The sequence below is a fragment of the Gordonia sp. OPL2 genome (assembly GCF_003797825.1).
Lineage (GTDB): Bacteria > Actinomycetota > Actinomycetes > Mycobacteriales > Mycobacteriaceae > Gordonia.
The window spans coordinates 105363-126021 of record NZ_RKME01000015.1 but is presented as its reverse complement, the minus strand read 5'-3'; the positions used below and the strand labels follow the sequence as shown (position 1 = coordinate 126021).

Annotated in this window: 22 protein-coding genes; 14 read left to right on the top strand and 8 right to left on the bottom strand. The window is 68.2% G+C overall.

What is annotated here, in order from left to right; genetic code table 11:
- Window positions 1-67 precede the first annotated feature (67 nt).
- Window positions 68-295 carry a hypothetical protein gene (locus EEB19_RS15400; RefSeq protein WP_187587747.1) on the top strand — a complete coding sequence of 76 codons (228 nt, stop codon included), beginning with the start codon at window positions 68-70 and terminating at the stop codon, window positions 293-295.
- 43 nt (window positions 296-338) lie between these two features.
- Here the strand turns inward: EEB19_RS15400 and EEB19_RS15395 are convergent, their stop codons facing one another.
- The 5 genes from EEB19_RS15395 to acs all read right to left on the bottom strand — a co-directional run bounded on the left by EEB19_RS15395 (window position 339) and on the right by acs (window position 5697).
- On the bottom strand, window positions 339-1283 hold the full coding sequence (locus EEB19_RS15395; protein ID WP_187587746.1) for an alpha/beta fold hydrolase: 945 nt from the start codon (window positions 1281-1283) through the stop codon (window positions 339-341).
- A gap of 3 nt (window positions 1284-1286) precedes the next feature.
- The gene (locus tag EEB19_RS15390; RefSeq protein ID WP_187587744.1) at window positions 1287-1826 is read right to left on the bottom strand and encodes a phage holin family protein; all 540 of its coding nucleotides are present in this window, start codon (window positions 1824-1826) and stop codon (window positions 1287-1289) included.
- Between the two features lie 117 nt (window positions 1827-1943).
- The gene (locus EEB19_RS15385; RefSeq protein ID WP_187587742.1) at window positions 1944-2942 is read right to left on the bottom strand and encodes a HEAT repeat domain-containing protein; all 999 of its coding nucleotides are present in this window, start codon (window positions 2940-2942) and stop codon (window positions 1944-1946) included.
- On the bottom strand, window positions 2929-3609 hold the full coding sequence (locus EEB19_RS15380; protein WP_187587779.1) for a HEAT repeat domain-containing protein: 681 nt from the start codon (window positions 3607-3609) through the stop codon (window positions 2929-2931). The genes EEB19_RS15385 and EEB19_RS15380 overlap by 14 nt, the downstream gene beginning before the upstream one ends.
- A 135-nt stretch (window positions 3610-3744) precedes the next feature.
- Entirely contained in the window at window positions 3745-5697 is a 1953-nt protein-coding gene (gene acs, locus EEB19_RS15375; protein WP_187587740.1) for an acetate--CoA ligase, read from the bottom strand.
- Window positions 5698-5884: 187 nt separating this feature from the next.
- Between acs and EEB19_RS15370 the strand changes: the two genes are divergently transcribed.
- Complete coding sequence (locus EEB19_RS15370) at window positions 5885-6658, top strand: oxidoreductase (protein WP_187587738.1); 774 nt, start codon at window positions 5885-5887, stop codon at window positions 6656-6658.
- 735 nt (window positions 6659-7393) lie between these two features.
- On the opposite strand, the gene EEB19_RS15365 is transcribed toward EEB19_RS15370, so the two are convergent.
- Window positions 7394-8248 (bottom strand): HAD family phosphatase, encoded by an 855-nt coding sequence (locus tag EEB19_RS15365; protein ID WP_187587737.1) that lies wholly within the window; start codon window positions 8246-8248, stop codon window positions 7394-7396.
- 390 nt (window positions 8249-8638) lie between these two features.
- Here EEB19_RS15365 and EEB19_RS15360 point away from each other — a divergent pair, with 390 nt between their 5' ends.
- The 10 genes from EEB19_RS15360 (at window position 8639) to EEB19_RS15315 (ending at window position 16389) form a co-directional block, all read left to right on the top strand.
- A complete protein-coding gene (locus EEB19_RS15360; RefSeq protein WP_187587735.1) occupies window positions 8639-9595 on the top strand; it encodes a triacylglycerol lipase in 957 nt (318 codons plus the stop codon).
- A gap of 91 nt (window positions 9596-9686) precedes the next feature.
- Window positions 9687-10748 (top strand): septum site-determining protein Ssd, encoded by a 1062-nt coding sequence (gene ssd / locus EEB19_RS15355; RefSeq protein WP_187587733.1) that lies wholly within the window; start codon window positions 9687-9689, stop codon window positions 10746-10748.
- Window positions 10745-11917, top strand: a complete 1173-nt coding sequence (locus EEB19_RS15350) for a TadA family conjugal transfer-associated ATPase (RefSeq protein WP_187587731.1) — start codon at window positions 10745-10747, stop codon at window positions 11915-11917. The genes ssd and EEB19_RS15350 overlap by 4 nt, the downstream gene beginning before the upstream one ends.
- Before the next feature lie 10 nt (window positions 11918-11927).
- A complete protein-coding gene (locus EEB19_RS15345) occupies window positions 11928-12722 on the top strand; it encodes a type II secretion system F family protein (protein WP_187587729.1) in 795 nt (264 codons plus the stop codon).
- Window positions 12719-13339, top strand: coding sequence for a type II secretion system F family protein (locus EEB19_RS15340; protein WP_187587727.1), 621 nt, complete (start codon window positions 12719-12721; stop codon window positions 13337-13339). The genes EEB19_RS15345 and EEB19_RS15340 overlap by 4 nt, the downstream gene beginning before the upstream one ends.
- An 87-nt stretch (window positions 13340-13426) precedes the next feature.
- Window positions 13427-13645: a DUF4244 domain-containing protein gene (locus EEB19_RS15335; protein WP_187587725.1), complete on the top strand. Its 219-nt coding sequence runs from the start codon at window positions 13427-13429 to the stop codon at window positions 13643-13645.
- Window positions 13646-13729: 84 nt separating this feature from the next.
- A complete protein-coding gene (locus tag EEB19_RS15330) occupies window positions 13730-14098 on the top strand; it encodes a TadE family type IV pilus minor pilin (RefSeq protein ID WP_187587723.1) in 369 nt (122 codons plus the stop codon).
- Window positions 14095-14475: an Rv3654c family TadE-like protein gene (locus EEB19_RS15325; RefSeq protein WP_187587721.1), complete on the top strand. Its 381-nt coding sequence runs from the start codon at window positions 14095-14097 to the stop codon at window positions 14473-14475. Before EEB19_RS15330 ends, EEB19_RS15325 begins: the two co-directional genes overlap by 4 nt.
- Before the next feature lie 149 nt (window positions 14476-14624).
- The gene (locus EEB19_RS15320; protein WP_187587719.1) at window positions 14625-15137 is read left to right on the top strand and encodes a hypothetical protein; all 513 of its coding nucleotides are present in this window, start codon (window positions 14625-14627) and stop codon (window positions 15135-15137) included.
- Between the two features lie 202 nt (window positions 15138-15339).
- A complete protein-coding gene (locus EEB19_RS15315; protein WP_187587718.1) occupies window positions 15340-16389 on the top strand; it encodes a TIGR03857 family LLM class F420-dependent oxidoreductase in 1050 nt (349 codons plus the stop codon).
- 22 nt (window positions 16390-16411) lie between these two features.
- On the opposite strand, the gene EEB19_RS15310 is transcribed toward EEB19_RS15315, so the two are convergent.
- Window positions 16412-16963, bottom strand: a complete 552-nt coding sequence (locus EEB19_RS15310; protein ID WP_187587716.1) for a hypothetical protein — start codon at window positions 16961-16963, stop codon at window positions 16412-16414.
- Entirely contained in the window at window positions 16956-19283 is a 2328-nt protein-coding gene (locus EEB19_RS15305; RefSeq protein ID WP_187587714.1) for a DEAD/DEAH box helicase, read from the bottom strand. The genes EEB19_RS15310 and EEB19_RS15305 overlap by 8 nt, the downstream gene beginning before the upstream one ends.
- A 328-nt stretch (window positions 19284-19611) precedes the next feature.
- On the opposite strand from EEB19_RS15305, the gene EEB19_RS15300 reads away from it, so the two are divergent.
- Window positions 19612-19815 (top strand): cold-shock protein, encoded by a 204-nt coding sequence (locus EEB19_RS15300; protein ID WP_004022110.1) that lies wholly within the window; start codon window positions 19612-19614, stop codon window positions 19813-19815.
- A gap of 155 nt (window positions 19816-19970) precedes the next feature.
- Window positions 19971-20558 carry a hypothetical protein gene (locus EEB19_RS15295; protein WP_187587713.1) on the top strand — a complete coding sequence of 196 codons (588 nt, stop codon included), beginning with the start codon at window positions 19971-19973 and terminating at the stop codon, window positions 20556-20558.
- The last annotated feature ends 101 nt before the right edge of the window (window positions 20559-20659 follow it).

The following is a 20659-nucleotide window of genomic DNA, read 5'->3' as shown; positions in this document are numbered from 1 at the left end:
CTACACCTATTAAGTCGTCGGCAGCGTCAGATGTGTATAAGAGCCAGGGCCCAGAATCCTGCCGAGTGTGCCCAGAATCGCGCCGAGCGTGCCCAGAATCGCGCCGAGCGTGCCCAGAATCGCGCCGATCGTGCCCAGAATTCTGCCGATCGTGCCCACACCGATCCGCCCGCCGTACGCGACATCATCGATCACACCGGCATTGAACCCGATCGGCGACGTCCGGGGCCCGATCGGCGAAAAACTGGGCCCGATCGGCGAAAAACAGGGCACGGTCGGCGAAGTGACGAAGTGACGAAGTGGCGAAGTGGCGGCGGATTCGGTCCGATGGGGACGGCTCAGAACGGTTCGCGGGCAAGCAGTTCGAGCAGATGTGAGGTGACCTGGGCAGGCTGCTCCTGGTGGGCGAAATGCCCGCTGCCGTCGACCTGCCGGTAATCCATGTGCGCGGCCCACCGCTGGCTGGCCGCCATCAGATGGTCGAGGATGTACGGGTCCTCGCGACCGCGCAGGGCCAACACCGGGATATGCAGCCGCTGATTCATGAGATCCATGAATCGCGCTCCGTCGGGACGGAACTGAGAGCGGAACGCCCAGCGCTGGTACTCGAGGCTGCAATGCGCGACATACGGGATCTGTACTGCTTCGCGGTTGCGGCGGATGGTCTCGGTGTAGTCCTCGGTGGCCTGCCAGCCGTCCGAGGCCCGCTCGGCGAAGAACTCCTCGATGAATGCTCCGTCGCGGCGGGTCAGGTGTCGCTCACCGGCACGGGGGAGCTGATTGCGGAGGAACCCGCTGAGGAACGCCGACCGCTGTCGACGGTTGCGAATCACCTCGCGACGCAGTGCGCGCGGGTGTGGCGACGCGACCACGGCGATGCGATTGACCACACGTGGGTGCAGTGTGGCCGTCGCCCAGCAGACCAGGCCGCCGTCGGCGTGACCGACGAGCGTCGCCTCGGTGTGGCCCAGGGAGCGGACGAGTCCGTTGGTGTCGCCGGCCAGGGTCCAACCGTCGTAGCCGCGAGGAGGTTTGTCGGTGTCGCCGTAGCCGCGCAGGTCGACGGCGACGGCGCGATATCCCGCCTCCGCCAGTGCGGTGATCTGATGTCGCCAGCTCCACCAGAACTCGCCGAACCCGTGCAGCAGCAACACGAGTGGGCGGTCCGCCGACCATCGCCCGTCGGCCTCGACGGCATGGAACCGGACGCCGTTGGCTCGGACGTCGAAATGGTGCCAGTCTCCGGGGACCCGGACGATCGACGGGTCGGGCGGGCCCGCCAAGACTCAGCTCCGCGCGGGGTCGTGCGCTCGCGGTATCTCCGGATGGTCGCCGGCGCGGGGGCGCGGCAGCGGATCGCCTGCGGCGTCGTGCTTGCCGGGCAGGACGGTCGGCACCTCGCGAACGGACTCGATCGTCTTCTTCGGTCCACGAACCTTGCGGAACAGGATGTACCCCACGAACGCCATGATCACGGTGATCAGCACCAGGATCAGGAACACGATCAGGAACGCCAACCAGCGCGGCATCCAGTTGTCGAGCAGCTCCGCGAGGAAGAAGAAAAAGAAGAAGCTCGAGTAGAGCGCCATCACGCCGGCGACGACCAGCAGGCCCGTACCGGCGCCGGCCTTCTTCGCCTCTCCGACGAGTTCGGCCTTGGCCAGCGCGACCTCCGACCGGAACAGCGTCGACACGCTCGCGGTGGCGTCCTTCACCAGGTTGCCGATCGTCGGCTCTCCGTCGCGGCCGAGTGTCGGGTCCGACAGCGGGATGGACGGGACAGATCCGGGGTCCTGCGTGGTCTGGCCGTGCTCGTTGCGGCTCACTGCATCCTCCGTAGCTCGGGTCTCCGGCTTATGTTGCCATGCGACGGGGCATCGGGGCGCGGGCCACCCGGGTCGTGGGCGCGGCACATCGCCCCTGTCCGGGTTGCGAGTGCTGGCTCAACGTCCGCGCATTCGCATCGTGGCGACGGCCGCCACCGCCGGATCGTCGTCGTCGACGAGGCCTGCGAGCACGTCGACGGCCCGTTCGCCCGGCAGTTCGACGAGGGCCTGGGCCACCCGACTGCGAGAATCGGGCCCGATCGTCGTGTCGTGGACCAATCGGCCGAGGTCATCGGCGATCCGGTCGGCATCGCGTGGATCGCGTGCGAGGTCCCGGAGCAGGTCGGCGGCGTCGACGTCGTTGGTCCCGCCGACGACCAGATCGATCAGTGCCGGGATGACCTCGAGATGGCCCCGCGCCCCGAGCGCCAGCACTGCGCGGCTGCGAACCGTGGGGTCCTCGTCGTCCAGCGCCCGGCGCAGATCGTCGACGACCGCGGGCCCGGTGAGTTCGGCGATCGCCGACACCGCCCGCCGACGCACCTGGGCGTCCGGCGACCGCAGTCCGGCGGTGAGGACCTCCGTCCCCGCGCCGTCGGCGGTCGCCGCCAGCGCCCACGTCAGGGCGCCCGACACATTGGGATCCGATTCGGCCAGCACCGCTTCGGCGATCGCCTCGGTCGACAGATGGGCAACCGTCGCCGCCAGGGCAGCACGGTGTCGGGTCGGCGCGGAATCCGACCCGAGATCGCGGATCAGCCGGACCGACCGCAGGACGTCCTCCCAGCCGGCCGGCGTCGACTCCTCGATGCGGTGCAGGAGGGTGAGCAGTTCCTGCTCGCGGGCGAGTCGTCGGCGCGATTGGTCGATCAGCTCGCCGATCAACTCGGACGGCCCCGCCGGCCCGGGGGTGTCCAGGACACTCCCGACCTCGGCCAGCGACAACCCGAGCGAGCGGAGTCCCTCCACGCGGAACAGTCGGGTGATGTCATCGGGGGAGTAGTCACGGTACCCGCCGGACGTGCGTCCGACGGGTGTGACCAGCCCGAGCCGGTCGTAGTGCCGGAGCATCCGGGTGCTCACCCCGGATCGCTCCGACACCTCACCGATCAGCATCGGCCGCCGCCGTCGGCGCGTTCGTCAGCGACAGCACCCGACGCGCGTGATCGACGGCGTCCGCGAAGTCGCCGTCCGGATCCTCGATCAGGTGTTCCGTCGCCGCAGCATGCTCGCGAACCTTCTCGTCCCGGTGCGACCGGGCCGTCCCCAGCAGCGGCACGGCCGACGCTCCGAGCGACACCAGGGCCCGGCTCAGACTGCGCTGCAGGTCCCGGTCACCCCGCCCGAGCTCGGCGACGAGCTCTCCGGCCAGTCGGCCGATCTCGTCGTCGGGGACCAGCACGACCGCGGCCCGCCACGCACTGCGCGCCACCTCATCGTCGGCGTCGTGCAGGAGTTCCGGCGTGATCGTCGTCCAGACGGTCCGGTCGCCGATCTTCGACAACGTGTGCAACGCCTGGCTGCGGGCCTGCGGCGTCGGCGAGGTGAGCTCGCCGACGACCCGGGCCACCGTCACGTTCCGCGGACACCGGGTGAGAGCCCAGGTCAGCATGTCGCGCACGAAGAAATCCGGCTCGACGGCACACCGGCGTACCAGCTCGTCGACGAACGACTCGTGTGGCTCGGTTCCGGCGGCCAGTGCCGCCTGCAGTCGGGTCGACGACTGCGGGGCCGACAGCGCCGCGATCAGACGGGCCTGCTGCTCCTGCATCGTGTGATCCATGGCGATCACCTCCTCGACATCCAGTGAAGACCTTGTCACCGTGTCAAGGTCAAGCAGTGATCTGACGAGGGCGACGCCCCGCCCGGAATGATTCCGGTCGGGGCGTCGCATGGAGTCGGTCGGGCCGTGGAGGGATCAGGCCTTCTTCTGCCGGATGGCCTCGAAGACCGAGGGGTCGACGAGGGTGGAGGTGTCGCCGAGTTCGCGGCCTTCGGCGACGTCCTTGAGTAGGCGTCGCATGATTTTGCCGGAGCGGGTCTTGGGCAGTTCGGGAACGACGTTGATCTCGCGGGGCTTGGCGATCGGGGAGATCTCGACGGAGACCTGTTCGCGCAGTTCTTTGATCAGTTGGTCGCCGGAATCCTCGACACCTTCGCGCAGGATGACGAACGCGACGATGCCTTGGCCGGTGGTCTCGTCGGCGGCCCCGATGACCGCGGCCTCGGCGACGCCGGAGTGTCCGACCAGTGCGGACTCGACCTCGGCGGTGGAGATGCGGTGGCCGGAGACGTTCATGACGTCGTCGACGCGGCCGAGGACCCACAGGGCGTGATCGTCGTCGTAGCGTGCGCCGTCACCGGCGAAGTACCACCCTTGTTCGGCGAAGCGCGACCAGTAGGTCTCGCGGAAGCGTTCGTCGTCGCCCCAGATGCCGCGCAGCATCGACGGCCACGGCTGATCGAGCACGAGATAACCCTGCTCACCGGCGCCGACCGGGTTGCCCGCATCGTCGACGATGTTGGCCGAGATGCCCGGTAGCGGCGCCATCGCCGAGCCGGGTTTGGTCGCGGTCACCCCGGGCAGCGGGGAGATCATGATGGCGCCGGTCTCGGTCTGCCACCAGGTGTCGACGATGGGTGCGGAGTCGGCGCCGATGACCTCGCGGTACCACTTCCAGGCCTCGGGGTTGATCGGCTCGCCCACACTGCCGAGCAGTCGGATGGAGCTCAGGTCGTGGGCGTCGGGGATCTCCCGGCCCCACTTCATGAATGTGCGGATCAGCGTCGGCGCGATGTAGTAGATCGTCACGCCGTACTTCTCGATGATCTCGAAGTGGCGATGTTCGTTGGGGGAGTTGGGGGTTCCCTCGTAGACGACTTCGGTGGCGCCGTTGGACAGTGGCCCGTACACCAGGTAGGAGTGCCCGGTCACCCATCCGATGTCGGCGCCACACCAGAAGACGTCACGACCTTCTTTGTGGTCGAACACGTAGTGGAAGGTGTAGGACGCCTGGGTGAGGTAGCCGCCCGAGGAGTGCACGATGCCCTTGGGCTTACCGGTGGTGCCGGAGGTGTAGAGCAGAAACAGCGGGTGTTCGGCGTCGAAGTTCTCCGGTTCGTGGGTCGGGGACTGCTCGTCGACGGTGTCCTCCCACCACACGTCGCGCCCGGAGACCCAGTTGAGGTCGGGGTCGTGGTTGGTGCGGCGCACCACCAGCACCTTCTCCACCGACTGGGCGGCGTCGTCGCCGGTGCCGAGCGCTTCGTCGACGGCGGTCTTCAGCGGTGCCGGCTTGCCGCGGCGGTACTGGCCGTCGGTGGTGATGACGAGCTTGGCCTCGGCGTCGTCGACGCGCGAGCGCAACGCCCCGGCGGAGAATCCGGCGAAGACCACCGAATGGGTCAGTCCCAGACGGGCGCACGCCAGCATCGAGATCAGTGCCTCGGGCACCATCGGCATGTAGATCGCCACCCGGTCACCGGCGACCAGGCCGATCGCGGAGAAGTAGTTGGCGGCCTTGGACACCTCGTCCTGCAGTTGGGCATAGGTCAGGTCGCGCGAATCCCCGGGCTCGCCGACCCAATGGATGGCGACCCGATCGCCCTTGCCGGCGGCCACGTGACGGTCCACGCAGTTGTAGGCGACGTTGAGCTTGCCGCCGACGAACCACTTCGCGAACGGGGCATCCGACCAATCGAGCACCTGATCGAAATCGGTACCCCAGTCCAGACGCCGGGCCTGCTCGGCCCAGAACTCCAGACGATCGGCGTCCGCGCGGTCGTACAGCGCAGCAGTCGCATTGGCCTGCGCGGCGAACTCCTCCGACGGCGGGAAGCCCGGGGCGGACGAGGTGGTGGCGGGAGTCATCTTCTCAGTGAGCCTTTCACGATCGAGGACACAACTAGTGGCGTGACGTGCGTGCATGCCGGGTTCTCATTGTGAGGGTAGTCACGTTGGAACCCCGTTGCAGGTGCCGATCGGTCCGAGCACCGCGGATCCGCGACGAAAGGTCCGATGCACACGACGAGCGGTGTCCTCATTATCGTGTGGAGTCGTGAGCTCTGTTCCCCCGGCGTCCGATCCGCTCGCCCCGCTGCTGGATCTCCCCGGTGTCCGCGAGGCCGCCGACCGCGCCCGCGACGCGCTGAGCGCCGTCCACCGGCACCCGGCGAATCTCCGAGGGTGGGACAAGACGGCGACCGAGGCATCATGGCGGGCCGGCCGATCGTCGGCGGCCATCGATGGGGGCAGCGTCGAACTCCGGCGCGACGGCGACTTCGACGATCCGATCCTGTCCGGTGCGATGCGCGTAGCGCAGGCGCTCGACGGCGACGCGCTCGAACAGATCACCGGTGTCTTCCGTCGGGCGCCGGCCCAGGCATTCGCGCGGCTGCACGTGCTCGCGGCCGCCGACCTCGTCGGCGACGCGGACGAGTTGGGCCGTCCCAGCGATCGTCCCGGCGTGGCCGAGCGACTCGGTCTGCTCGGTCAGCTCGTGACCGGTTCCACCGCGGTGCCGGCACCGGTGCTGGCCGCCGTCGTCCATGGCGAGCTGCTGGGGCTCGAGGCGTTCGAGACGGCGAACGGAATCGTCGCACGGGCGGCATCGCGACTGGTGTGCACGGCGTCCGGTCTCGACCCGCACAACCTCGGGGTCCCGGAGGTGACGTGGATGCGACGTGTCGATGAGTACCGAGCCCTGTCGGAGCAGTTCTCCCAGGGCTCGGCCGACGGCGTCGGTGGATGGGTGGTGCTGTGCTGTGAGGCACTCGAGGCCGGTGCCGCCGAGGCGCGATCAATCGCCGACGCCGCGCGCTCGGGCGGCTGATACCGCGACTGATCTGTCCCGAGGTGCGAGCGCAGCCGGCCGACCTGTTCCATGAGGTGCGAGCGCAGCCGGCCGACCTGTTCCCTGAGGTGCGAGCGCAGCCGACCGGCCTGTTCCCTGAGGTGCGAGCGCAGCGAGCCTCGAAGGGCCGGTGCCGCAACATCATTCGACGACTTCGAACAACGCACCCCGGACAACGCACTGCGGGCGGCATCTCGGCCAGATGGCCGGGTTGCCGCCCGCATAAGCACGGACCCAAGTTACCAAGCGTGCTCGGTGGGTTGTGGGGATCGCCTCGGCGATTGACCGTGTGCCGGTCGGTCGTCTCGGTGGTTCTCTTTCGAATGACGGTGCCGTGCAATCGAATCGAGCATCCTCGGATCGATTCGTTCCGTCCGGCGGACCTTGCGGTTCGCGAGAGATCGGATCGATTCGTCCGGCTCGACGGGGAGCTCCTCATGCTCCCGGTCTACGGCCCGTTGATGTCACCGGATTTCCGTGCCGACCTACGATGTCGCAGGCGCACAACGCTTTTGCCTCTATGCGGCGCGCTCCGCGTGGGTGCTTGCCGCCCGTGCTGGGAAGCGCTCGGCGTGGGGGTCCGTTCCTTCTCTTCCGGAGCGGACTTTGCCTTCCGAGATTCCGTAACCCCTTTTGTACACCGTGACCGCGGTCACATCAAGGGTCATTCAGACCAATGTCGATTGGTGTCGTCTGTGCCCGGCGGTCAAGCCCTCAGGCGCTGCGGGTGCGGTGCCTGCGGTGCAGGAACGCGTGTACGCCGACGCCGCTGACGGCCGCCATACCTGCACCGACGGCGAGCGCCGCGGCCATCCTCGACGACGGTGTGGGGATGCGTGCGCGCAGTGGGACGGGGCGATCGAACGACATCACCGGCCATCCCTCGTCGGTCGCGCGCTTGCGAAGTTGCCGGTCGGGATTCACCGCGACCGGATGGCCCACGGCGGCGAGCATCGGTAGGTCGGTGATGGAATCCGAATAGGCGAAGGACGCGGCGAGATCGTAGCCCCGGGACTCCGCGAGAGCGGTCATCGCGATCGCCTTGTTCTCGCCGTAGCAATAGAACTCGAGTTCCCCGGTGTAATGCCCGTCGACGACCCGCATCTCGCTGGCCTCGACGTGGTCGACGCCGAGCAGGTCGCCGATAGGTTCGACCATCTCGCGACCCGAGGCGGAGATGAGCACGACATCGTGCCCGCGCCGGCGGTGTTCGGCGATGAGGTCGGCCGCCTCGGCGAACACCAGTGGGTTGACGACGTCGTGCAACGTCTCGTTGACGATGGCCCGGACCTGTTCGACATCCCATCCGCGGCACATGTCCGTGACGTGGCGCCGGAGATTCTCCACCTGGTCGTGGTCGGCCGCGGTGACGAGGAAGAGGAACTGGGCGTAGCTCGACTTGAGCACCGAGCGACGGTTGATGAGTCCCTCGTCGAAGAATGGGCGGGAGAACGCCAGCGCACTCGACTTGGCGATGACCGTCTTGTCGAGGTCGAAGAATGCGGCGACCCGGTGCGTGCGATCGGCCGAAGGCGTCGTCGACGTGCGCTCCGGCGAGGTGTCGGTCACGCAGGTCAGCGTACGGTCTCCCGGCGTCCTCGGGAACCCCGGATGCAACGTGACTGCAGCGTAAAACGGCAGGCTGCGATATGAAAATGTGACCTCGTGCGGAGGTTCGTTGTAGTTGCAATGACTCAAAATCGGTGTGTATAGTCGCCGGTAACCGGTTCACACCGGTGCCTTTCAGCCCGACCCCCCGGGGCTGAAACGCGATGACCCCGGCCTCCTCCCCCCCTGGCCGGGGTCGTCCTCTATCTACAGCCCTTTCGCATTCCACCCAGGCCCGCGCGTGTCCGTGTACTGCGCTGTTCTGTAGTGGGGCAGTCGACCAAAACCGGGACACTTGACCAAGCACTTGCTAGGTTCACTCCCAGCTTGGTCGATCCGGGGAGGATTCACATGTCGGTGAGTGCGAGGGCGCGAGGGTGGACAGCGGTCGTCGGAATGGTCCTCGCGTGCGCGATGACCGTCCTGGGAGCGGGGATCGCCCAGAGCGCACCCACCTCGCGACCGGAGACGTTCAACTTCTTCTCTGGCATCCCGGGCGAGCTCACCCATCCGGGCGGATCGCTGCCGGGCTCCAACGACTTCGGGTGCCGGCCGACCGCGGCCCATCCCCGTCCGGTCATCCTCGTACACGGCACCGGTGGATCGCAGCAGACCAACTGGGGTGCCTACGTCGCCACCCTCGCCAACCGCGGGTACTGCGTCTTCGCTCCGACGTACGGAGCGATACCGGGCGCACCGTGGCCGATCTCGGCCATCGGCGGTATGGGGCGCATCGAGTCGAGTGCCGCGCAGTTCTCCCGGTTCGTCGATCGCGTCCTCGATGCGACGGGGGCGCGCACGGTCGACCTCGTCGGTCATTCGCAGGGGACCTACATGCCCACCTACTACCTGAAGTACTTGGGCGGTGCCTCCAAGGTCAGCAACTACGTGTCGTTGGCGCCGTTGTGGCGCGGCACCCTCGGTGACACCCCGCTGACGCCGATCACCCGGCAACTGCTCGGCGACACCGAGCTGCCGATCTGCGCCGCGTGCACCCAGATGGCCGGTGGGTCGTCGTTCAACGCCCTGCTGTGGCGCGGCGGTAGCCCCTACGTCCCGGGCATCGCGTATACGAACATCTCCACCCGGTACGACGAACTGGTACTGCCGTACACGGCCGGTCAGGTGCCGGGCCGGCCCGGAGAACAGGTCCGCAACATCGTGGTCCAGGACGGCTGCCCGTCCGATTACAGCGATCATCTGGCGATCGCCGGATCACGCAGGGCCGCGTACATGGTGCTCAATGCACTCGATCCCGCACATCCGGTCCGCGTGCCGTGCGCGTTCGTCCCGCCGCTCACCGGATAGCGACTTCTCCACATTCTCCGCGGATTCCACAGATTCCCGATAGGTGGCCGACGGCGGCTCTGCGGACCGCTCGGGCGACGACGATGGACTCGTGGCCGATGAACTCCTCACCCTGGTGGGTCCCGATCTCCATGGCGACGTCGCCCGATGCGCTGCTGCGGCCGGATACCGCATCCTGACCGCCCATCCCGCGGATTGCCGTCGGGAATGGTTGCGGGCCGCGGCGGTCGCCGCCGACGCCGAGGCGGTCCGGGTGCTGGCCGCACAGTCGCCGCCCCGACGTACCGGCGTGGTGATGGTGACCGACGACGATCCGCCGTCCGACATCTGGCGCACCGCCATGGCCTTCGGTGCCGAGCAGGTGGTGGCGTTGCCCGCCGACGAATCCGTCCTCGTCGGGCTGCTCGGTGGATTCCGTTCGCCGCGAGGACATCCCGGTGGTGCCATCGCGGTCATCGGTGGTCACGGGGGAGCCGGGGCCACGACATTGGCCGCAGCAGTCGCGATCATCGCCGGCGATGTCGCATCGCGGGTACTGCTCCTCGACGTCGACGAGCATGGCGCCGGCATCGACCTGACCCTGGGTATCGAGGGCCGACCGGGACTGCGCTGGCAGGACCTCACCCTGGAAGGTGGTGCGGTCCGGGCGGAGTCGCTGCACAGCGCACTCCCGCATGTCGACGACCGGCTGTCGGTGCTCGCCCCACGTCGCGACGATCGTCGCCCGATCAGTGCCGACGCCGTCGTCGCGGCGCTAGACGCAGGCCGCGCCCATGGGGACACCGTGATCGTCGACGTCCCCCGTGCGGCGGGCGCTCTCACCGACATCGTCCTGGATACCGTCGATCTCGCGGTCCTCGTGACCACCGCGACCGTGCACGGGGTCGCCTCGACGCGTGCGGCGGCCGATCGGATGCACGGGCGCGGTGTCGTCGCGGGTCTCGCCGTCCGAGGGCCGGCGCCCGGCGGACTACGCGCCGTCGACATCGCGGGTGCCGTCGGGCTTCCGCTGATCACGACATATCGCTCCGACCCGGGCCTTCCCGCACGTCTGGAGGCCAGACGTCTACGTGTATCGCCCCGGAGCCCGCTCGGCCGCGCCGCCCAGGCGATCCATCGTCGCGCCCTCGCCGACGACCGGCTCGCCGCATGAGTGCCTACGAGGCGTTGCTCGACCGCGTCCGAGACCGCCTCGCCACCCAGGCGGCCGAGCCCACCGCGGAGGTGATCGCCGACGCGATCCGTGCCGAATCACGTGGCATGCTGGGCGACACCGATCTGCTTGCCGCACTGCGTTTCCTGCAGACAGAGTTGATCGGCGCGGGACGCCTCGAGCAGCTGTTGGCCGAGCCCGACATCGCCGACATCCTCGTCGTCGGCGCCGACAGCGTGTGGGTCGACCGTGGCGACGGACTGCAGCGTACCGACGTCCGCTTCGACGACGAGGCGGCGGTGCGCAGGCTCGCCAGCCGTCTGGCCCTCAACGCGGGCAAACGTCTCGACGACGCGCAACCCTGGGTCGACGGCCAGCTCGCCGACGTCGGCCGCCGTGGACACACGGTCCGACTGCACGCGGTGATACCGCCGGTCGCCACCGACGGGACATGCATCTCCCTACGCGTGCTGCGCACTGCCACCCGCGATTTCGGCGAACTCGTCGAACTGGGAGCGATCCCCGGACCGACCGTGGCGACCGTTCGGGCTGTCCTGCGTGCGCGGCTGGCGTTCCTCATCGTCGGCGGGACGGGCTCGGGGAAGACGACTCTGCTGGGATCACTCATCGGGGCCATGGACCGGTCCGAGCGAATCCTGTGTGTGGAGGACGCCCTCGAACTCGACCCGCCGCATCCGCACGTCGTCCGATTGGTGGCGCGCACGGCGAATGTCGAAGGTGTGGGGGAGGTTCCGGTTCGCGCGCTGGTGCGTCAGGCGCTACGGATGCGTCCCGACCGGATCATCGTCGGAGAGGTGCGCGGCGCGGAGGTGATCGATCTGCTGACCGCCTTGAACACCGGACACGAGGGTTGTGCCGGCACGCTGCACGCCAACTCGACAGCCGAGGTGCCGGCGCGAATGGAGGCACTCGCCGCGCTCGGCGGAATGGAACGCGCAGCGCTGCACAGCCAGTTGGCCGCGGCGGTGCACGTCGTGTTCGGCGTCGCCCGCACGCCCGGCGGCTCGCGGGGACTCACCGAGATCGGCATGGTGACCCGCGACGACGACGGGTGGGTCCGGATCCGACCGGTCTGGACGAGGCTCGGCGGGTTCACCGAACTCGCCGTCGACCTCGAGGAGCTCGTCGCCACGAGGTCGGCCCGATGACGCCGCCGCCATGACCCCGATCCTGGTGGCATTGGCCGTCGTCGTCCTGTGGTGGCCACCGAGTCGCTCCGAGCACCGACTGGGCCGGTTCACCGAATCCGAGGCGGGGCCCTCGATCCGACCGTGGCGACCAGGAGCCCTGCTCGCGGCACCGATCGTGGTCGGAGCGGCGTTCGGAGCGCCCGCGGGGATCGCGACCGTCCTGGTCTGCGCGACCGTCGCGTCGAGATGGCGGCATTCGGCGCGCGCCCGGATGCGTGAACGGGAGACGGCGGATCTGCTGCTCGCGTTGTCGGTGATGATCGCCGAGCTGTCGGTCGGGGCGCCACCCGCGCGCGCATGCGCCTCCGCGGCGGCCGAACTCGATGGCACGCGGCCGGGTTCACCTGTGTCTGTCGGACTGGCCACGATGGCCGCACGAGCCGAACTCGGGGGCGAGGTGATCGCCGAGGACGCCACGAACGGTGAACTCTCGTGGCGACGGGTGGGAATCGCCTGGCAACTGGCCGATCGGCACGGGCTCCCGATGGTCGAGTTGCTGACCTCCACGCGCGCGGACCTGCTCGCACGGCGGCAGTTCGCGGCACGGACCCGCGCTGGACTGGCCGGACCGCGCGCCACCGCCACGGTCCTGGCCGGACTCCCGGTGATCGGAGTCCTCCTCGGCGAGATGATGGGTGCCCATCCGCTGGCGATCCTCACCGGCGGCGGCCTCGGCGGTGTGCTCCTGGTGGTCGGCACGGCGCTCTCGGTGGCGGGGTTGATGTGGTCAGAGCGGATCACCGACCGGGTGGCCGGCCGATGAGCGCCGCCGCGCTGTGTGCGGTCGTGGTTGTCGCGGTGGCGATCTGGGTGTGGCCGGGGCCTCGGTGGTCGCTGGGTCGGGTGGTGGACCACGACCCGGCGGGGTCCACCGACGACGAGGACGGAGCGTCGGACACCGATGATCCTTTCGCGACCGCTGCCGCCTACGATCTGTTCGCGGTGTGTCTGCGCGCCGGGTTGCCGATCGGGTCGGCGGCCTCGGTGGTCGCACGTTCGGCTCCGCCCGGATTGGCCCGACCCCTCGCCTCCGCTGCCGACCGCCTCGGGTTGGGGGCCGATCCGGATCAGGCCTGGCGTGACCTGGCGGAGCCCGTCGGCCGCCGGCGATGGCGTCGGGCGAACGTCGATGGGTCGGAACGGTTCGATGCGCTGGCAACGATGGCCCGTCGCTCGGCGCGGTCGGGCTCGTCGTTGGCGGGTGGCCTCGAGGAACTCGCCTCGACCACCCGACAACAGGCTCACGACGATGCACTGGCCGCCGCCGAACGTGCGGGCGTCGCGATCAGCGGCCCCCTCGGTCTGTGCTTCCTGCCCGCGTTCGTCTGCCTGGGGATCGTGCCAGTCGTCGTCGGACTGGCGAGCAGTGTCCTCGGATGAGAATGCGAAGGATCGAGGGAACCGATCGACGAGCCCGTGCGTCCAAGAGTCATGAAGGCGCAGATGGCGCCGAGAGGGGAGAACATCATGCACGACACTATCTTTCACGCCCGAGTGAGCAGGGTTCAGGAGGCGTTCGTCCGGCTGATCGCCGACGATGAGGGGATGAGCACGGCCGAGTATGCGATCGGCACGATTGCCGCAGCGGCATTCGGGGCGATCTTGTACACCGTCGTGACCGGCGACAACATCGTGAGTGCGCTGACCGGAATCATCGGCAAGGCACTCAACACCTCGGTGGGCTGAACCATTCCGGCACAGTCGAACTCGAACTCGAACTCCATATCGACCGTCAGCCGGCTGCGACGCCTAGTCCGCGACGATCGGGGAATGGTGACCGTCGAGGGCGCGTACGCGATCGCTGCCATCGTGACGACCGTCGTGTTCGGGGTGGGCGCCGTCGCCGGTGCGTCGGTGCAGATCCGGTGCACCGACGCCGCACGCGAGGCAGCCCGGCTCGCGGCGGTCGGCGACCGGTCGGCGCAGGAGACCGCGACGGCCGTGGCCGGCCGCGGAGCGCAGATCACGCTCAGTGACACCGGTACACGGGTCGTCGCCGAGGTGAGGGCGGGGATTCCCCTCGTACCGATGCTGGAGGTGTCGGCGCGCGCGGTCGCCGCGAAAGAGCCCGACGACGGTGCCGACCTCGGCATGTCCGGTGCGCCGCCGACAGCTGCCGAGCCCGAGGATCCGCCGTGATCCGTGTAGACAACGACCACGGATTCGCCACTGTCCTCGGTGCTTTCGTGATCGCCGCCATCGCCGCGACGATCGTCGGAATGCTCTACATCGGTGGTGCAGTGGTGTCCCGGCATCGTGCACAGTCGGCGGCCGACCTGGCGGCGCTCGCCGCCGCGCAGGAACACGCACTCGCCGAGAACGATCCGTGCGCGGTGGCGCGGGCGATCATCGGTGAGCAGGAGGTCGGTGGGAGTCTCTCACGTTGTGTGATCGACGGTGACGACGTCGAACTCACGGTGGATGTGCAGGTGTCGCTGGGCCCGTTCGGCGTGCACCTGGCCACCGGGTCGGCGCGTGCTGGTCCGGTCGATGACGGTGATCCCGAGGCGCCATGATGTCTCAAAAGTCAGGAATGAGAGCATTTTTCGCCGCGGGGTGTGCGGTGCTCTCGGCTCTCGCGCATCCTGTCGCTCTGGAAGCCAAGGGTATACGGTGAAGATGCAGATGTGAACCCGGGTCGGGGTTTCGACGAGGAGTGACTCTGATGCGCAATCGACGACTACGCGCGTTCCTGGCAGCAGCAGCGGCGACGGCAATGGGCGCCGGACTGGTGGTCTCGACGGTTCCGGCCGCGGCCGCGACACCGGCGACACTGTCCATCAAGGGAGATCTGGAGATCGCACCGAACGTGCACCTCCTCCGGATCGACGCGATGGGGGCCCGGGACAAGGACGGGATGACGGACGGGACGTACACGGCGACCATGCTGACCGGGATGAATCCGACGCCGATCCAGGTCAAGGGCCCGGTGACCTGTATCTATGTCAAGGGCAAGACCGCGTCGTTGGTCTATCCGATCAGTGACATCCGGCCCATCGGCCTGCCCGCTGGGCTGAAAGATGTTGCTGCGGTGCAGATAACGGTGCGACAGGATGTTGAGGGAACGACCGACAAGGTCGGCGTGGTCGGCCCGCTGCCCACGGACAGCTTCATGGGCTGTGACCCGGCAGCGACGCCGTTCACCTTCACCGGAACGGCGACGACCACCGGCGGCTGAGTGCGGCGCCCGGGACTACTCGTCGACGCCGACTGTGCGAGTGCTCGCGGCCACGCGCGACCAGTCGGTCACGCGCGTGGCTACCGACCCGGGCGCACCGTGCCCGCCGTGCGTGAACCGAACCCGAGCGGTTCTGCGTCGGTGACCGCCCCCGCGTGGTAGACACAATGTAAGAATTGTCTACTCGGTGGGGACGGGTGCGATGGGCGAACGTCGGGTGCTCGACGAACTGGGGTACTACCTGCTGGCCGGTGCCGGTGGCGACGGGCCCGCGGGCCTCATGGACGAGACGCGGCAGGGCGAGGACCTCGGCCTGGGAACCGCGTTCATCTCCGAGCGTTGGAATGTCAAGGAGGCGTCCTCGCTGGTCGGCGCGGCCTGTGCCGTGAGCGAGCGCATGCAGATCGCGACTGCGGCAACCAATCACAACACGCGCCATCCGCTGATCACCGCGTCCTGGGCGACGACCATGCACCGGTTGTCCGGCGGACGCTTCACGCTCGGCCTCGGCCGCGGGATCGCCCCCATCTACAAGGCATTCGGCGTGCCGCCGGTGACCACCGCCCAGATGGAGGACTTCGCGCAGGTCATGCGCCGCCTGTGGCACGGTGAACTGATCCTCGGCCACAACGGGCCGATCGGTTCCTACGACCTGCTGTTCCTCGACCCCGATTTCGACGAGGACATCCGGCTCGCGCTCGTCGCCTTCGGCCCACAGACCCTGGCGCTGGGCGGTCGCGAGTTCGACGACGTCATCCTGCACACGTACTTCACGCCGGACACGGTGCAGCGCTGCGTCCGGACGGTGAAGTCAGCGGCCGAGCAGGCCGGTCGCGATCCCGACGCCGTACGGGTGTGGTCGTGCCTGGCGACGGTGTCCGATCATCTTCCCGAGGCGGTGCGACTGAAGAAGACCGTCGGCAGGCTCGCCACCTACCTGCAGGGTTACGGCGAGCTGCTCGTGCGTACGAATGACTGGGATCCGGCCGTACTCACTCGGTTTCGCGAGGACGAGGTGGTGCAGTCCATCCCGGGCGGCATCGACCACAAGGCGACGCCCGGCCAGATCGAGCACATCGCCGGTCTCATCCCCGACGAGTGGCTCGAGGCCGCCGCCACCGGCACACCGCAGCAGTGCGCCGAACGTATTCGCCGTGAGCGGACCCTCGGGGCCGACGCGGTGATCATGCACGGCGCCACCCCGGCCGAACTCGCTCCGGTGGTCGAGGCCTACCGGGCGACCGACCACTGACCGGACGCGCGACGGCGGCGGGTCACGTGTCGTCGTCGCCGACGACGATCCGCTTCGGGTAGACCCGACGGGACTGCAACGGGGAGAACCAGATCCGACCGAAGTCGACCCCGTCGTCTCCGAGGTGTGCCAGTCCGTAGGCGGGGGATGGCGGGGTGTCCGGGATATAGCGGGTCACCGCCCGCACGAACGGCGTCCAGTGGACGAGCTCACCCTCGGTGAGGAAGCCGCCGGCGACCGCCCGGGGCCGTCCGGGTTCGTCGACGGTGGTCGCGAGGTAGACATCGCCGAGCCCCGGTGTCACGCGTGGACCGACCATCGCGCTCTGCAGATACCAGTGGGCCGAGCGGACGACCGCGGACCCGAAACCGCCGCGCTGCGCCGCACACCAGGCGAAATGCAGATCGAGGGCATCCATCGCCGCGTCGTCGCCGAAGAACACGTCGCGCTCGCCGATCGTCGCGGGCAGCTCGTCGGAGTTCTCCGTCGGTCGCGCGAGCAGGAACCAGACCGGTTGCACCGAGGTGATCGTGGGCGTGGAGTCCTGGCGTCCATCTGCGCGATCGTCAGTCATACGACGAGTATCGCCGACTCAGCGTCGTCAGCACCTTGATCGCGCCGTCTTTGTCGAGCGGATCGTTACCGTTGCCACACTTGGGGGACTGCACACACGACGGGCATCCGGTCTCACACCGGCAGCTCGACACCGCGTCCCGGGTGGCCGCGATCCAGGTGTCGAAGGCCGCGAAACCGCGGTCGGCGAAACCCGCGCCGCCCATGTAGCCGTCGTAGACGAAGACGGTCGGAAGCCCGGTGTCGGGGTGCAGGTTCGTCGACAACCCGCCGATGTCCCATCGATCGCACGACGCGACGAGCGGCAGGAGCCCGATGGCGGCGTGCTCGGCCGCGTGCAGCGCACCCGGGAATCGGCCGACGGTCACGCCGACCTCCTCCAGCGCCTCCGGAGTCAGCGTGTATATGACCGCGCGTGTACTCAGCGTCTGTGCCGGCATGTCGAGCTCGACGGCATCGAGCACCTCACCCGACAGCAGGGTGCGCAGGTAACCGATGACCTGATGGGTGACGTCGACGTCGACGAGCGCGACGGTCAGCTCGCCGCAGACACGCCGCTCCACGACGTCGGTGATGGTGATGTCGGTGGTCTCGCGGGCCGACGTCGTCCAGTCGGGTTCCTCCGGATGCGCCAGCGCGAGACCATCGGTGAGGTCCAGCTCGTCGACGACGTAGGACTCTCCCTGATGGATGTGGAGCGCGCCCGGATGCACCGTCGACATCGCCCGGCCGGAGTCGACGGTGCCGAGCAACTGCGATGTGGTGGTGTCGACGATCAGGACCTGCCCGCCGATGCCGCCGCGGATGTCGATGTCGGCGTGGGGTTCGACGCCGGCGGCGACGTACCAGCCGGCCTTGCGGCGCTTGAGAAGCCCGTCGTCGGCGAGCTTCGCGACGGTGTCACCCGCCTGCCACGCCTCGATCTCGCTGTCGCGCAACGGGAGCTCCGCTGCCGCGCACAGCAGGTGCGGTCCGAGGATGTACGGGTTGGTGGGATCGGTGACCGTCGCCTCGATCGGCCGGGACAGCAGCGCCTCCGGATGATGCACGAGATAGGTGTCGAGCGGGTCGTCGCGGGCGACGAGTACGACGAGGGAATCACCGGACGTGCGTTGGCGACCCGCGCGTCCGGCCTGCTGCCAGAACGACGCGACGGTGCCCGGATAGCCGCCGACGATGACCGCGTCGAGACCGCTGATGTCCACGCCGAGCTCGAGCGCATTCGTCGTCGCGACCCCGATGAGATCTCCGTCGGAGATCGCGCGCTCGAGGCGCCGTCGGTCGTCGGCGAGATATCCGGCGCGGTAGGCGGCGACCCGATCCACGAGCTCGGGCGCGCTCTGTGAGAGCAGATGTCGGGCCTGTCGTGCTGTGAGTTCGACGCCCCGGCGACTGCGCTGGAAGCACAGCGTGCGTGCGCCCTCGATCACGAAATCGGCCAGCAGTCGGGCAGATTCGGCCCCAGCGGATCGTCGTACCGGCGCCCCGTTCTCCCCGGTGACCGCGGGCAGGAAATCGGGCTCCCACAGCGCGACCGTGCGTTCACCGCGCGGGGAGGCGTCCTCGGTGACGGCGACGGCGGGTTCGCCGATCAAGCGGGTCAACGCTTCTGCGGGCTCGGCCATCGTGGCGCTGGTGCCGATGACGGTCGGATCGCCACCGGCGGCTCGCGCAATCCTCAACAGTCGTTGTAGAACGAGCGCTGTGTGCGAACCGAATACGCCTCGATAGTGATGTGCCTCGTCGACCACGATGTAGGACAGATGCCGGAAGAAGTGGCGCCACCGCGCGTGTCCGGACAGGATGCCGATGTGCAACATGTCCGGATTCGTAAAGATCCACCGCGAATGGGCCCGGGCCCACTGGCGGATCTCCACATCCGTGTCACCGTCGTACGCGCACGGTTGCAGATGGGTGAACTCCCGACGTCCGGCGAGTAACGATGTCACCGAACGGATCTGATCGGCGCCGAGTGCCTTTGTCGGTGAGAGATACAGCGCCGTGGAATTCGGATCCTTCAACAAGGTGGTCAGGATGGGTATCTGATAGGCCAACGATTTTCCCGAAGCCGTACCGGTACATAGCGCGACATGCTTTTTGGCGTAGGCGAGCTCGGCTGCCCTGGCCTGGTGCGTCCACGGTCGGTCGATTCCGGAATCGACGAAGGCGGTCACCAATTCGGGTGTCATCCAATCGGGCCACTCGGCGAAAGAGGCTGCACGGGAGCCGATTACCGACAGGTGCGTGAGGCAGGACGCCTCGGCGTCGGTGCCGGCCATGCTGTGTCCGAGGAGTTCGGAACCGAATGTGGGATTCTGCATTCTTACTGACTCAATCGTCGACGCCGTTCGCCAACGTGGACTCCGATGTTACTTGGGGATGTCCCAGACGGTGAAAACCGCCAGGTTTTTGCCCAGTTTGGTTGGGGTGACTATCGCAGGCGTCCGTAACGTGATTGACTAGTGGCGGTCGCAGCTTTCGTGAGCTGCCGGACATCCGGTGGTCTCCCGAGATCGTGTTGTGGCCGTGGTACTGAGGCTGATTTGGCGGGTTCTCCGCAAGGTCCATCGAGGTATGGCGGTCGTAACCGACCACGACACGAGGCTCATCGTGTCGCGTCTGTTGGAATGTATGTAAAGGATTGCAGTAATGGCACAGGGAACTGTGAAGTGGTTCAACGCGGAAAAGGGCTTCGGCTTCATCGCGCCTGATGAGGGGTCCGACGACGTGTTCGTCCACTACTCCGAGATCCAGGGCTCGGGATTCCGCACCCTCGAGGAGAACCAGCGCGTCGAGTTCGAGGTCGGCCAGGGCACCAAGGGCCCGCAGGCCACGGGCGTCCGCGCCGTCTAGGAGTCACCTCCTGCAAGCTGCGAAGCACGCTTGAGCGAAGTTGCTCCCGGTCACCACACGGTGACCGGGAGCAACTCATTTCCGGGGGGGCTCACACGCTTCGCTCTGGGCGCGCACCTCCCGACGCGAGGCCGTCGACGAAGTAACCTCGGTGTGTGGGCCAGTTGTCGTTCTTCTCGGCACAGATCGATCAGCCCGCGTACGACGATCTCGCGGGTCTGCTGGCCGCCCAGGGCCAAGCCGTCCGTTCCGATTCCGGTACGCGGGTGTCCGTGGTGGTCGCCGAGATGTGGCGCGCGAACGCGCTCACCCAGGAGATGGCCGCGACCGGTGCCGGCACCGAGATCGTGACGTCCGACGAGGGCAACCCGATCGCGCGCACCGCGCACAGTCATCAACTCGACGAACTCCATCGCCGATGGACCTCCGGCGCGGTCAAGGCGATGCCGGCGGGGTGGGTCCCGTCGCCACGGGCGCTGCGGTTGTGGACGATCGCCGCCGGTCGGCGTGACGGGGAACGATATCTGCTCGGGCTCGACGCCCACGCCCCCGACACACACGCGCCGCTGGCGACAGCGCTCATGCGGGTGGGTGTCGCCCCGACGCTCGTCGGTACGCGCGGGACCTCACCCGCCCTGCGGATCGCGGGCAGACGCCGACTCACCCACCTGCTCGAATATGTCGGCGATCCGCCGCCCGAGCCGGAGGCGGACAGCCACTGGCCCGCTGTCCTCGGCTTCTGACCTGCGACATTGCGTGCCGCGCGGGCGGCGCACGCGTCGAAATTGGGACTTTGGTCCTACAAACAGACGATCGAAATCGCCCTGACCTGGCACTTCACCGT